Annotated in this window: 14 protein-coding genes; 9 read left to right on the forward strand and 5 right to left on the reverse strand. The window is 71.2% G+C overall.

Annotation, left to right across the window (positions count from 1 at the left end):
* Positions 1-140: 140 nt before the first annotated feature.
* Positions 141-605, forward strand: coding sequence for a CopD family protein (locus ACSQ4M_RS31405; protein WP_436193279.1), 465 nt, complete (start codon positions 141-143; stop codon positions 603-605).
* Here the strand turns inward: ACSQ4M_RS31405 and ACSQ4M_RS31410 are convergent.
* Complete coding sequence (locus tag ACSQ4M_RS31410; RefSeq protein WP_436193280.1) at positions 583-1,065, reverse strand: DUF2231 domain-containing protein; 483 nt, start codon at positions 1,063-1,065, stop codon at positions 583-585. The genes ACSQ4M_RS31405 and ACSQ4M_RS31410 overlap by 23 nt on opposite strands.
* A gap of 54 nt (positions 1,066-1,119) precedes the next feature.
* Here ACSQ4M_RS31410 and coxB point away from each other — a divergent pair, with 54 nt between their 5' ends.
* From coxB to ACSQ4M_RS31435, 5 genes are read left to right on the forward strand one after another with little or no spacing between them, the layout of a single operon-like run.
* Entirely contained in the window at positions 1,120-1,797 is a 678-nt protein-coding gene (gene coxB / locus ACSQ4M_RS31415; RefSeq protein WP_436193281.1) for a cytochrome c oxidase subunit II, read from the forward strand.
* Positions 1,794-4,286 (forward strand): cytochrome c oxidase subunit I, encoded by a 2,493-nt coding sequence (gene ctaD / locus ACSQ4M_RS31420; RefSeq protein WP_436193282.1) that lies wholly within the window; start codon positions 1,794-1,796, stop codon positions 4,284-4,286. The genes coxB and ctaD overlap by 4 nt, the downstream gene beginning before the upstream one ends.
* Before the next feature lie 2 nt (positions 4,287-4,288).
* Entirely contained in the window at positions 4,289-4,663 is a 375-nt protein-coding gene (locus tag ACSQ4M_RS31425) for a hypothetical protein (protein WP_436193283.1), read from the forward strand.
* Positions 4,648-5,385, forward strand: a complete 738-nt coding sequence (locus ACSQ4M_RS31430) for a cytochrome c oxidase assembly protein (protein ID WP_436193284.1) — start codon at positions 4,648-4,650, stop codon at positions 5,383-5,385. The genes ACSQ4M_RS31425 and ACSQ4M_RS31430 overlap by 16 nt, the downstream gene beginning before the upstream one ends.
* 48 nt (positions 5,386-5,433) lie before the next feature.
* Entirely contained in the window at positions 5,434-6,093 is a 660-nt protein-coding gene (locus tag ACSQ4M_RS31435) for an NUDIX hydrolase (protein WP_436193285.1), read from the forward strand.
* Here ACSQ4M_RS31435 and ACSQ4M_RS31440 read toward each other — a convergent pair.
* Positions 6,090-7,076 carry an arsenic resistance protein gene (locus tag ACSQ4M_RS31440; RefSeq protein WP_436193286.1) on the reverse strand — a complete coding sequence of 329 codons (987 nt, stop codon included), beginning with the start codon at positions 7,074-7,076 and terminating at the stop codon, positions 6,090-6,092. The two genes, ACSQ4M_RS31435 and ACSQ4M_RS31440, sit on opposite strands and share 4 nt — an antisense overlap.
* 82 nt (positions 7,077-7,158) lie before the next feature.
* Here ACSQ4M_RS31440 and ACSQ4M_RS31445 point away from each other — a divergent pair, with 82 nt between their 5' ends.
* On the forward strand, positions 7,159-8,067 hold the full coding sequence (locus ACSQ4M_RS31445) for a TauD/TfdA dioxygenase family protein (RefSeq protein ID WP_436193287.1): 909 nt from the start codon (positions 7,159-7,161) through the stop codon (positions 8,065-8,067).
* A gap of 22 nt (positions 8,068-8,089) precedes the next feature.
* Positions 8,090-8,920, forward strand: a complete 831-nt coding sequence (locus ACSQ4M_RS31450) for an amidohydrolase family protein (protein ID WP_436193288.1) — start codon at positions 8,090-8,092, stop codon at positions 8,918-8,920.
* Between the two features lie 12 nt (positions 8,921-8,932).
* Here ACSQ4M_RS31450 and ACSQ4M_RS31455 read toward each other — a convergent pair whose 3' ends face one another.
* Complete coding sequence (locus ACSQ4M_RS31455; protein WP_436193289.1) at positions 8,933-9,727, reverse strand: phosphodiesterase; 795 nt, start codon at positions 9,725-9,727, stop codon at positions 8,933-8,935.
* A 62-nt stretch (positions 9,728-9,789) separates the two neighbouring features.
* Positions 9,790-10,353 carry a TetR/AcrR family transcriptional regulator gene (locus tag ACSQ4M_RS31460; RefSeq protein ID WP_436193290.1) on the reverse strand — a complete coding sequence of 188 codons (564 nt, stop codon included), beginning with the start codon at positions 10,351-10,353 and terminating at the stop codon, positions 9,790-9,792.
* Between the two features lie 103 nt (positions 10,354-10,456).
* Here ACSQ4M_RS31460 and ACSQ4M_RS31465 point away from each other — a divergent pair, with 103 nt between their 5' ends.
* Positions 10,457-11,176, forward strand: coding sequence for a glutathione S-transferase (locus tag ACSQ4M_RS31465; RefSeq protein ID WP_436193291.1), 720 nt, complete (start codon positions 10,457-10,459; stop codon positions 11,174-11,176).
* Here the strand turns inward: ACSQ4M_RS31465 and ACSQ4M_RS31470 are convergent.
* Positions 11,166-11,861 carry an HAD family hydrolase gene (locus ACSQ4M_RS31470; protein ID WP_436193292.1) on the reverse strand — a complete coding sequence of 232 codons (696 nt, stop codon included), beginning with the start codon at positions 11,859-11,861 and terminating at the stop codon, positions 11,166-11,168. The genes ACSQ4M_RS31465 and ACSQ4M_RS31470 overlap by 11 nt on opposite strands.
* Positions 11,862-11,973 lie beyond the last annotated feature (112 nt).

Raw genomic sequence — 11,973 nt, forward strand, 5'->3', positions numbered from 1 at the left:
AGCGGCGCCCGCGCCGCTGGTCGCGCGCGCGGCGCACCAGCCAGACTGGCAGCACCCGCCATCGGCACGCGCCACCACCACACCAACAAGCGCGCCCGGCCCCACTGCCGAGCAGACATCGGCACTGCCCTGAATGCCGCATGGACCTGCTCGCCACCTGGATGCCCTGGATCAAGTTCGTGCACCTGGCCGCGCTGCTGGCCTGGTGCGCCAGCCTGCTCGCGCTGCCGTCCCTGCTGGCGCTGTGCCCGGTGACCGAGGGCAGGGTCAACCGGCGCCGCCTGCGCGCGGCCACGCGCTTCGTCTACATCGCGCTGGCCTCGCCGGCCGCGGTGCTGGCCGTGGTCTCGGGCACGGCGCTGATCCACCTCATGGACGTCTACGCGCCCTGGTTCTTCGCCAAGCTCACGCTGGTGGCGGCGATGGTGCTGTTCCACGCGGGCTGCGGCAAGCTGATCCTGGTGCTGCGCGAGCGGCCGCGGATGTGGCCGCCCGGCCTGCTGCAGGCCATGGCGGCGGTGCCGGTGGCGCTGATCCTCGGCGTGCTGTGGCTGGTGCTGGCGCAGCCGGCGCTGGGGCCGCTCAGTCTTCCTCGTCTTCGTTGAGTACGCCCACCCGATGCTCGAACACCAGCGTCCCGCCCAGCCAGCCGGCCACCCCCACGAGCAGCACCCCGAGGCCCGAGAGGTACAGGCCCATGGGGACGATGGCGACCTCGGCATCGCCCAGCCGCAGGCCCCAGTTCGCCATGCCCACGGACAGCAGCATCACGGCCACGACGAAATGGCTCCAGGCCGCGGCGCGGCGCCGGATGTCGCGCACGGCCAGCAGTTCTGCGGTGCCGACCGCGCCGGCCACGATGCCGCTCAGCGCGCCGCCGCCCGCCAGCCACAGCGACATGCGGGCCCAGAACGGGTCGCCCCAATACCACCAGGCCAGGTCGCTCGCGAACACGCTGACCAGGAAGGCGATCGGGAACGGCACCAGCATCGCGTGCGCGGGGTGGCCGAAGAAGTGCACGCTGGTCGTCGTGCCGTGGGGGATGGGGTCGGCGTAGTGCTTCATACTGTGCACCACTGTAGAAGGCGAGGGGCGCGGCGCACTGCCGGCGCACACGCCGTGTGCCTGTGCGCCGCCGCCGTGCTGGCCGGATGCAGCACAGCCGGCCCGCTCTCCGCGCTGGACCCGGCCGGGCCCGGCGCTGCGCCCACCGCCCAGGTCTGGTGGTGGATGTTCTGGGGCGGCACGGCACTCACGCTGGGCATGACGGCGCTGGGCCTGGTGGCGGTGTTGCGCCGCCAGCGCCAGGCCGCGACAGACCCGGCGGCCGGGCAGGCATGGCTGGTCGGCGGCGGTTTGCTGCTGCCGGGCCTGGTCATCGGCGCGCTGCTGTTCTGGGGTCTGCGCGCGGGCCATGCGCTGCTGCCGCTGCCGGGCGCTGCGCCGGTGTTCACGGTCGAGGTGACGGCGCGCCAGTGGCAGTGGGACGTGCACTACCCCGCGCATCCGCTGGCCAGCGTGCAGCCCAACCGCATCGACATTCCGGCTGGCCAGCCCGTGGACGTGCGCGTGCGCACGGTCGACGTGATCCACGGCTTCTGGGTACCGCGCCTGGGTGGCAAGATCGACACGATCCCGGGCCGCACCAACGTGGTCCGGCTGCAGGCCGATGCACCGGGCGTGTACCGCGGCGTGTGCGCCGAGTACTGCGGCACGGGGCACGCGCGCATGCCTATGGAGGTGCATGCGCATGCGCCCGAAGCGCTGGCCGCGCGCATGCAGGGGGCCACGCCATGACGCACCCCGTGGCCCTGCACCGTCGGCTGCAGCAGGTCTGGCACAACCCCGCGGGCTGGCGTTCGCTCTCGGCCGTCAACCACAACGTCGTGGGTCGGCGCTTCATCGCCACGGCGCTGCTGTTCTTCTTCGTCGGCGGCATGCTGGCCATGCTGATCCGTGCGCAGCTGGCCACGCCGCAATCGGCCTTCCTCGACGACGCGCTGTACGCCCAGGTCTTCACGATGCACGGGACCATCATGATGTTCCTGTTCGCGATCCCGCTGATCGAGGGCTTCGCGATCTACCTCTTGCCCAAGATGCTGGGCGCGCGCGACCTGGCCTATCCACGCCTGGGCGCGTTCGGCTACTGGTGCTATCTGCTGGGCGGGCTGATCCTGCTCGGCGCACTGGCGACCGGGCTCGCGCCCGACGGCGGCTGGTTCATGTACACGCCGCTGTCCAACGCCACGCACACGCCGGGTGTGAACGCCGACGTCTGGCTGCTGGGCATCACCTTCGTGGAGATCTCGGCCGTGGCGGCCGCGGTGGAGGTCATCGTCACCATCCTGACCATGCGCGCGCCGGGCATGCGGCTCGTGGACATGCCGCTGTTCGCCTGGTACATGCTGGTCACGGCCGGCATGATGCTGGTGGGCTTTCCGCCGCTGATCCTGGGCAGCCTGATCCTGGAGCTCGAACGCGCGGCCGGCTGGCCCTTCTTCGACGCCGCGCGCGGCGGCGACCCGCTGCTCTGGCAACACCTGTTCTGGCTGTTCGGCCATCCCGAGGTCTACATCATCTTCCTGCCCGCGGCGGGTATCGTCTCCACGCTGGTGCCCACTTTCGCGCAGCGCCCGCTGGTGGGCCGGTCCTGGGTGCTGGCCAGCGTGGTGGCCATGGCCTTCATCAGCTTCGGGCTCTGGGTGCACCACATGTTCACGGTGGGCATCCCGCACCTGGCGCTGGTGTTCTTCTCGGCCGCGAGCATGCTGGTGGCCATTCCCACGGCCGTCCAGCTGTTCGCCTGGATCGCCACGCTGTGGCACGGCCGGCCCAAGCTCGCGCTGCCCATGCTGTGGCTGCTGGGCTTCCTCGTGGTCTTCGTCTGCGGCGGGCTCACGGGCGTGATGCTGGCGCTGGTGCCGTTCAACTGGCAGGCGCACGACACGCACTTCGTCGTCGCGCACCTGCACTATGTGCTGGTCGGCGGCTTCCTGTTCCCGTTCCTGGCGGGCGTGTACTACTGGTTTCCACACCTGTTCGGCCGCCATACGCTGCCGCGCCTGGGCAGCTGGGCGTTCTGGCTCATCTTCCTGGGCTTCAACACCACCTTCTTCGTGATGCACCTGACCGGGCTGCTGGGCATGCCGCGGCGTGTGGGCAGCTATGTGACGGGCCTGGGCTGGGATCTGCCCAATCTGGTGTCCTCACTTGGCAGCTTCGTGATGGCCATCGGCTTCTTCCTGCTCCTGATCGACCTCATCGTGAGCGCCTACCTGGGGCGCATCGCGCCGCAGAACCCCTGGCGCGCATCCACGCTGGAATGGGCCATGCCGACACCGCCGGCCTTCTACAACTTCGCGAGCCAGCCGCGCGTGGTGGGCCCCGAACCGCTGTGGACGGAACCGCATATGGGCGCGCAAGCCGCGGCGGGCGAAGGCCTGCTGGCCGACACCAGCATGGACGAGCAGCGCAGCCTGGGCTGCGATCCTGTCAGCGGCGAGCCCACGCACGTGGTGCGGCTGCCGCGGCCGAGCTGGCTGCCGCTGGTGGCGGCGCTGGCCGTGGGCAGCGTGTTCATGGGCCTGCTGACCAAGGCCTACTGGCTCGCGCCGCCGGCCGCGCTGCTCGCGCTGGTGCTGTTCTGGCGCTGGGCCTGGTCGATCGGCCTGCAGCACGACCCCGATCCGGTGGACGTGGGCCAGGGCCTGCGCTTGCCCGTGCATGACGTGGTGGAGCGCGCGCCGGGCCGCGCAGGCCTGCTCTGGACGCTGGTGGCCAATGGAAGCTTCTTCGTCTCGCTGCTGTTCGGCCACGCCTACCTGGCAACCGTGGCGCCGGGCTGGCCGCCACCGCACTGGCTGCAGACCGGCGCGGTCCTGCCGCTGGCCGGTGCGGCCGCGCTGGCACTGGCCTGCGGTGCAGTGCGGTACGCCGTGTGGGCCAACGCGCGTGGCGACGTGCGCGGCCAGCAGCTGGCGCTTCTGGCCGCGCTGATCGCCGCACTGTCCGCCACGCTGCTGCTGCCGGCCGGCGTGCTGCCCGGCATGCCTTCGCCACGCGAGCACGCCTACGGCGCGATGCTGGGCTTCTGCCTGGCCTACGCCGTGCTGCACACCGCCTTGGGCGCGGTGTTCGCGGCCTATGCGCTGGCACGCGGGCAGGCGGGCTACCTGTCTGCCCGGCGCGGCGTGGAGCTGCACAACGCGCGGCTGTGGTGGGACTACACCGCTGCCACGGGCGCCGTGCTGCTGCTGGCCATGCATGTGCCGGCGTGGGGGCGTTGAGCATGCCGGCCAGTTCCCCTGCCCGCTGGTTGCTCGGCACCACCGCCGGCCTGTTGGTCTGGGCCAGCAGCTTCGTCGTGCTGTACGCCGGTCTGACGCTGGGATGCGAAGCAGGCTGGCATGCACGCCGGCTCTGCGGCATCAACCTCCTGACAGGCGCCCTGGCCCTGGCCTGGCTCGTGCACCTGCTCACGCTGGCCGCCCTGTGGTGCTGGTTTGGCCACTGGACCGGAGCGCTGCGCCACATGGCACGTGTGCTGACGGCCGTGGCGGCAGCCGCCACGCTCTGGACCGGCTGGCCGATGCTGGCCCTGCCGCCCTGCGCCGGCCAGATGCTGGCATCGACCATGGAGGACCCCACATGTTCGAAGACCTGATCTCCCTGTGCCTGGCCGGCAAGCCGCCGGCCCTGCCGCAGGACTGGTGGCTGCACTGGAGCCTGGCCCCGGCCACGCTGGTGCCGCTGCTGGGGCTGCTGGCCTGGCTGCTGATGCACTGCCGCAAGCCGTTGGCATTCGCGGGCTGGGGCCTGCTCGCGCTGGCCCTGGTCTCGCCTCTGTGCCGCCTCGCGGCCACCCTGGCCTCGGCCCACATGGCGCAACTGATGCTGCTGCTGGCGGGCATGGCGCTGCTCGCGCTGGGCTCGCTGCCGCGCGCCCACATGCCCAAGCCGGGCCCGGCCGCAGCCGTGCACGGTGTGCTGCTCTGGCTGTGGCACTGGCCACCGCTGTACGCGGCCGTTCTGACGTATGCGGGCCTGCATGTCTTCGCCATGGCACTGCTGCTGGCCTCGGCCTGGTGGTTCTGGCGCGCCGTGCTGCTGGCCCCCCTGCCCCGGCGCGGGACGGCATTGCTCGCGCTGTTGGCCACCATGGCCCACACCGGGCTGCTGGGCGCACTGCTGACCTTCGCCGCCGAGCCGCTCTACGCAGCACCGGGCGCACGGGCCTGGGGCCTGGAGCCGCTGCACGACCAGCAGCTCGCCGGCCTGCTGATGTGGGTGCTCGGTGCGCTGGCCTATCTGCTGGCGGCCATGGCACTGGCGCTGCGTTGGTTCGCGCCGGGCCACCCAGTCCGGCGCGCGACACCGGCGCATTGAGGCGCGGGCATACTGGCCCGGCCCCACGACCCGGACCACCGCCCCACCATGCAGCTGGATGCAGCGCTTCGCGACCTCATCGCCCGCCACCTCGCCACCTTCGACCTGCACGGCGTGCCCGCCGCCGGGCACCGGGCCGCGGTGGCGCTGGCCCTCGTGGAGGAAGGCTGGGGTGCGGAGTTTCCCGGCCTGCCCCGCCCTGAGGACTGGAGCGCTCAGGCCGCCGTGCTGCTCACGCGGCGCGCCATGCACCTGCGCAACCACCCGGGCCAATGGGCCCTGCCCGGCGGCCGTGTCGAGCCCGGCGAGTCCGCTGCAGACGCCGCGCTGCGCGAGCTGCACGAAGAGGTGGGCCTGGAACTGGGGCCCGAGGCCGTGCTGGGCCTGCTCGACGACTTCCCCACGCGCTCGGGCTTCGCGATCACGCCCGTCGTGGTGTGGGCCGGCGCCGTGCGCGGCGCGCTCGTGCCCAATCCCGCCGAGGTGGCCAGCATCCACCGCGTGCGCCTGACCGAGTTGCAGCGCGCCGATGCGCCGCTGCTCGAAGCCATCGACGACAGCCCGCACCCCGTGCTGCGCATGCCGGTCGGCAACGGCTGGGTCGCGGCCCCCACGGCCGCGCTGCTGTTCCAGTTCCGCGAGGTCTGCCTGTCCGGCCGCGCCACGCGCGTGGCGCATTACGAGCAGCCGTTGTTCGCGCGGCGTTAGCAAGCCTCGCCCCGCCGCCCCAACCGGGGCATCCAGCGGATGTAGACCAGTTCGGCCACGAGTTCCACGAGCGTCTGCGCCACCACCACGGCCGGCAGCAGCGGCAGCGCGCCCGGCACGGCCAGCGCCAGTGGCAGCACCACCAGCGAATTGCGCGTGGCCGCGCTGAAGGCCACGGCGCGCGCGGCCGGCGCCGGCAGCCGCGCGCGCCGCGCCACCCACCAACCCAGCAGGGGCGCCAGCAGCGCGAACACGCCGTAGACCGGCACGGCGCGCAGCGCGGCCGTGCCGGCCTGGCCGAGTTGCGGCAGCACGGCCGCCACGACCAGCAGCAGCACGAGTGCCGTGGCTGGCACCGGCAGCAGCGCGAGCGCCGCGTTCACGCGCGCGCCGGCCCAGCGCTGGCAGGCCAGGGCCAGCAACAGCGGCACCGCGATCAGCCAGACGAAGGCCTGCACGAAGGGCCCGGGCCGTACCAGGCCGGCGGCCGCATCTCCGAGCAGCAGCGCAAGGAACAAGGGCAGCAGCGCCATCTGCAGCAAGAGCAGCCAGGGCGTGGCCGCCAGCAGCAGCCGCGCATCGGCCCGGCCCAGCTGGGCAAAGGCCACCACGTAGTCGATGCAGGGGCACAGCAGCACCAGCAGCACGCCCAGGCGCAGCAGCGGGTCGGCCGGCAGCAGCGGCAGCAACAGCGCCACGAGCAGCGGCACGGCCACGAAGTTCACGCCCAGCAGCACGGCCAGGAAGCGTCGCGCCCGCAGCGCCTGGCCCAGCGCAGACAGCGGCAGCTGCAGGAAGGTCAGGAACAGCATGAGCGCCAGGGCCGGTTCGATGGCCGGCTGCCAGGCCGCCGTGCCAGGCACGCCGAACGCAAGTGCAGCGCCGGACAGCACGGCGCCGAAGTAGATCGCCGGCTGGCGCGTTTCGAGAAGGTCTTGGAAGGCAGGCACCGGGCCGAGCTTAGCCGGCGGCGCTTTGCGCATATCGACATGCGCAAAGCTGCGTTCACGCGCATGGCCGCGCTGCCTAGCATGGCCAGGCTTTGCACCGCACAAGGAGTTCCACATGCCAGCTGTTCTCGAGCGTCCGCCCACCCGCCACACCGACACCGCGCCCTGGCAGGTGCAGCCCATTGCCGGCGCCGCGCTCGGCGCGCTGGCACAGGGCATCGATGCGCGCCAACCGCTGGACGCGGCCCAGGTGCGCGCGGTCCGCCTGGCCTTGCAGCGCCACCGCATCGTGCTGCTGCGCGGCCAGCAACTCGACGATGCGCAGTACCTGCGCCTGGCCAGCTACTTCGGCAGCGTCTTCCAGGCGCCGGCCGACGTGCCGGTGCTGGCCTCCGACCCCTACGGCGGCAACACACCCGCCATCGTGAAGGTGGGCAACGTAGACGACGGCGTGCTGGGCAACCACGAGTTGGCCGCGCACTCGGACCACCACTGGACGCCGCAGCCCTCCTCGGGCTCCTTCCTCTACGCCTTGCAGGTGCCCTCGGTCGGCGGCGAAACCACCTGGGTCGACGAAGTCGCGGCTTACGGTGCACTGGACGAAGCCACGCGTGCCGAGATCGACGGCCTGCAACTGATCACCTACAACCCCTTCCTGCGCCGGCTGCACCCGCTGGCCTCGGGCGAGCGGCCGCTGTACCGTACGCCCGATATCGCGCCGTTGTCGCCGTTCGAGGTGCACCCGCTGGTGCGCACGCATCCCGACACCGGGCTGCGCCTGTTGTACCTGGACGCGGCCACCGAGGTCGAGGTCGTGGGCTGGGACGCAGCGCGCGGCCGGGCACTCATCGAGCGCCTGCGCGCCCACCTCGCGCAACCGCGCTTCGCCTACACGCACCGCTGGCAGGTGGGCGACATCGTCTACTGGGACAACCAGGCCACGCTGCACGCGCGCACGGGTTTCGCGTCCGGCGAGACGCGTTTGCTCAAGCGCATCAGCCTGTCGGGCAGCCGGCCTTTCTGAAGCGGCGGCGTAGCATCGCCGCATGCCCCAGCCCGCCGCCCTACCGATCGTGGACTGTCATGTCCACGTCTTCGACCCCGAGCGCTTTCCCTACGCGGCCGACACCTGGTACCGGCCCAGCGCGGCCGAGACCGGCACGCCCGCACAGCTGGTCCATGTGCTGGATGCGCATGGCGTGCGCCATGCGCTGCTGGTCGGTCCCAACTCGGGCTATGGCCTGGACAACCGCCTGCTGCTGGACACGCTGGCCCAAGGCCAGGGCCGCTACAAGGGCATCGCGGTGCTGCGCAACGACGCCAGCCGCGGCGAGCTGCAGGACCTGCAGGCCCAGGGCGTGGTCGGCGTGGCCTTCAACGCCGCGCTGCTGGGTGTGGACTTCTACCGCGACATCGGCCCGCTGCTGGAGCGCCTGCGCGACCTGGGCCTGTGGGCCGACGTGCAGGTCGAGGGCGACCAGCTGGTCGCGCTGGCGCCGTTGCTCATGGGCAGTGGCGCGCAGCTGGTCTTCGACCATGTCGGCCGCTTCGTGCCTGCGGCCGGGGTCGGCCAGGCCGGGTTCGCCGCGCTGCTGGCGCTGGCCGGCAGCGGGCGCGCAGCCGTCAAGCTCTCGGGCCTGGCCAAGGTCTCCGGGGAGGCCTATCCGCATGCGGACTGCACGCCCTATGTGCAGGCGCTGCTCGACGCCTTCACGCCGCAGCAGCTGGTCTGGGCCTCGGACTGGCCCTTCCTGCGGGCGCCCGCGCGCATCGACTACGCGCCGCTGCTGGCGCTGCTGGAACGCCAGCTGCCGGACGCAGCCGCGCGCCGGCAGGTGCTGTGGGAGACACCGCGGCGGCTGTTCGGCTTCAGCTGATCCGCGCCCCGCTCACGCGAAGTCGAACGGCCCCTCGAAATCGCCGATGGTGCTGAGGTGGCTGACCATGCCCTCGGCCGCGCTCCACAGGTGCAGCATGCAGGCCGGCGGCGCCATGAACGATGCCGGCCGGGCATCGGGCTGCAGGCGCAGCGCGATCTCGGTCGTGGTGCTGGGGCAGCTGCAGACCACGGTGCCGGCCCAGCGCCGCAGCATCACGCGGTGCACATGGCCGCACAGCACGCGCTCCACGTTGTCGAACGCGCCGATCACCTGCGCGAGCCGCTCGGGCGCGCGCAGCGCATAGCCATCCATGTACGGGATGCCGCTGGCGAACGGTGGATGGTGCAGCACCACCAACGTGGGCTTGGCCCGGTCCGCCGCGAGCGTGGCGCGCAGCCAGTCCAGGCCGGCCTCGTCGAGGACGCCATGGTGCGCGCCCGGCACGGTCGAATCGAGCGCCACGATGCGCACCGGATGCGTGTCCACGCAGAAATGCAGCGGGCCGGCCGCGGGCAGCCAGGCATGGTCTGCGAAGGCGGCCCTGAACGCGTCGCGGTGGTCGTGGTTGCCGGGAATCACGAGGTACGGAATCGTCAACTCCGCGAGCAGTTCGCGGGCCATGGCGTATTCGTCGGGGTGGCCTTTGTCGACGAGGTCGCCGGTCAGCAGGACCAGGTCGGGGCGCCGGTCCAGCCCGTGCAGGTGGGCGATGGCCTGGGCCAGCATGCGGTTGGAATCGACAACGCCGTGGTAGAGCTGGCCTTTGGGCCGGATGTGCGTGTCCGAGATCTGACCGATGAGCAAGCGGGTCTCCTGGTGCGTGGGCCGGCGGCCATGCAGGTTCCGTTCCACACGCGACCGGCCGCTCACGCCGGCAGCAGCCCGGCCGCGCGGTAACTGCCGACCAGCGCGTCATACAACGCGATGTCCGAGCGGCTCCTGGCGACCAACTGCGCGCCGGCGATGGCAGCGAAGATGGCGCGCGCCCGGGATTCGCCGTCCTCCGGACGGACCAGCGCGCTGGCCACGAGCAGCTTGGCCAGCCACGCCACGTTGACGTCCGTGAAGGTCTGCACCTGCGTCCGCACGGCCTCGGGCAGGTCGTCGTATTCGGCGGCCATGTAGCTGCACATGCACATGCGGTTGCCGGTTGCTAGCGCCTTGCGGAACACCTCGGGATAGCGGGCCAGGCACCGGGCCGGGTCCGGCGTATCGGCCCACATGGCGTCCAGCGTGGCCGCGGTGTCTTCCCAGTAGCGCTGGGCCACGGCTGCGCCGAGGTCGGCCTTGGTCGGGAAGTGGTAGTGGATGCTCGCACTCTTGATGCCCACGTCCTGCGCGAGGTCGCGGAAGTTCAGCCCGCTGTAGCCGTGCGCCTGCGCCGTCCGCTTGGCAGCGGCCAGGATGTCCTCTCGCGCGTTCGAAGCCATGTGTCAGCCCTCCTTGCATCAATTATCTACCAAGTGATAGATAGTTCTTGACCGGCGCAAGTGCATGCGCCTACCATTTGCCTACCAACTGATAGGTAAACACATGAGCACACGAACCACTCCTGCCGATGCTGCGCCGCAACCCACCATGACGGCCCACGACTGGCACACCGGCCCCTATCCGGCCCGCGTCCGGATCGCACTGGCAGAAAAGAATCTCCAGTCGCGCGTGCGCTTCGTCTCGGTCGATCTCTGGAAAGGCGAGCACAAGCGGTCGGGCTTTCTGGCCTTGAACTACTCGGGCACGCTGCCAGTGCTCGAACTCGAGGATGGCAGCTGCATCGCCGAATGCACCGCCATCACGCAATACCTGGATGCCCTGGACGGCGCGCCCACGCTGACAGGCACGACGCCACGCGAGCAGGGCTTCATCCACATGATGAACAAGCGCGCCGAGATCGAGCTGCTCGACGCGGTGAGCGTGTACTTCCACCACGGCACGCCGGGGCTCGGGCCCGATGTCGAGCTGTACCAGAACGCCGAATGGGGATTGCGCCAGCGCGACAAGGCCGTGCGGGGCATGCGCTACTTCGACACGGTGCTCCAGCAGCAGCCGTTCGTGGCCGGCGACCGCTTTTCGATGGCCGACATCGCCGTCATCGGTGGGCTGATCTTTGCGGAACTGGTGCGGCTGCCCATTCCCGCGGACTGCGCGACGCTGCGCGCATGGTGGGCCGACATGCAGCAGCGGCCCAGCGTGAGGAACCGGGTGGCGATGTCTGCACCGGCCAGGGCGCCAGGACCGGTTGCCGCTACGCGCTGAGCGATTCGATGATGGCCCAGCCCCGGGTGTCGGCGACCTGGCGCAGCGCGGCGCTGGGGCTCACGGCGACGGGCCGGCTCACGGCTTCGAGCAAGGGCAGATCGTTCACCGAATCGCCGTAGAAGCTGACCGACGCGAAATCGTCCAGGCGCAGGTCCTGCGCGGCCAGCCAGGCGTGGACGCGGTCCACCTTGCCCGCGTGGAAGGACGGGATGCCCAGGATGCGGCCCGTGATGCGCCCCGCGTCGGCCCGCTCCAGCTGCACGGCCAGCACATGGTCGATGCCGAAGGCCTCGGCGATGGGTGCGGCCAGGAACTCGTTCGTGCCCGTGACCAGCGCCACCAGGTCGCCGGCCGCCTGGTGCTGCGCCACGAGGCGCCGCGCCGCATCGGGGATGGCCGGCACGATGACGTCGGCCACGAAGGCGGCGCGGACTTCCAGCTGCTCGTGCGCGGCCCGGTCGCGCCAGGCAGCGGTGGAGAAGTCGATGAAGCGGTGCAGGTCGAGCCGGCCCAGGTGGTGGTCTTCGAGGAAGGCGGCATTGCGGGCCTGCCAGGCCTCGGCGTCGACCCAGCCCAGGTGGGCCAGGAACCGGCCGAAGGCCTGGTTGGTGTCCAGCGGCAGCAAGGTGCCGTCCAGGTCGAACAAGGCCAGGTGGCGGCGGTCGTCGGGGTGCATGTCCATGCGCAGATTGTCCGTGCCCTCGGCCCATGACCGCATGCGCAGAATGGGTGCTGCAGCTGCGCTGCTGGCCGCCCCTGTTTAACATAGTCCCCTACACTATATTTGGAGGTCG

This window comes from Pseudorhodoferax sp. LjRoot39 (assembly GCF_964253035.1).
Taxonomy (GTDB): Bacteria; Pseudomonadota; Gammaproteobacteria; order Burkholderiales; family Burkholderiaceae_C; genus Pseudorhodoferax.

Coding starts and splice junctions, on each gene's coding strand:
- ACSQ4M_RS31405 (WP_436193279.1), top strand. CDS start 141: ATGGACCTGCTCGCCACCTGGATGCCCTGGATCAAGTTCGTGCACCTG.
- ACSQ4M_RS31410 (WP_436193280.1), bottom strand. CDS start 1,065: ATGAAGCACTACGCCGACCCCATCCCCCACGGCACGACGACCAGCGTG.
- ctaD (WP_436193282.1), top strand. CDS start 1,794: ATGACGCACCCCGTGGCCCTGCACCGTCGGCTGCAGCAGGTCTGGCAC.
- ACSQ4M_RS31425 (WP_436193283.1), top strand. CDS start 4,289: ATGCCGGCCAGTTCCCCTGCCCGCTGGTTGCTCGGCACCACCGCCGGC.
- ACSQ4M_RS31430 (WP_436193284.1), top strand. CDS start 4,648: ATGTTCGAAGACCTGATCTCCCTGTGCCTGGCCGGCAAGCCGCCGGCC.
- ACSQ4M_RS31435 (WP_436193285.1), top strand. CDS start 5,434: ATGCAGCTGGATGCAGCGCTTCGCGACCTCATCGCCCGCCACCTCGCC.
- ACSQ4M_RS31440 (WP_436193286.1), bottom strand. CDS start 7,076: ATGCGCAAAGCGCCGCCGGCTAAGCTCGGCCCGGTGCCTGCCTTCCAA.
- ACSQ4M_RS31445 (WP_436193287.1), top strand. CDS start 7,159: ATGCCAGCTGTTCTCGAGCGTCCGCCCACCCGCCACACCGACACCGCG.
- ACSQ4M_RS31450 (WP_436193288.1), top strand. CDS start 8,090: ATGCCCCAGCCCGCCGCCCTACCGATCGTGGACTGTCATGTCCACGTC.
- ACSQ4M_RS31460 (WP_436193290.1), bottom strand. CDS start 10,353: ATGGCTTCGAACGCGCGAGAGGACATCCTGGCCGCTGCCAAGCGGACG.
- ACSQ4M_RS31465 (WP_436193291.1), top strand. CDS start 10,457: ATGAGCACACGAACCACTCCTGCCGATGCTGCGCCGCAACCCACCATG.
- ACSQ4M_RS31470 (WP_436193292.1), bottom strand. CDS start 11,861: ATGGACATGCACCCCGACGACCGCCGCCACCTGGCCTTGTTCGACCTG.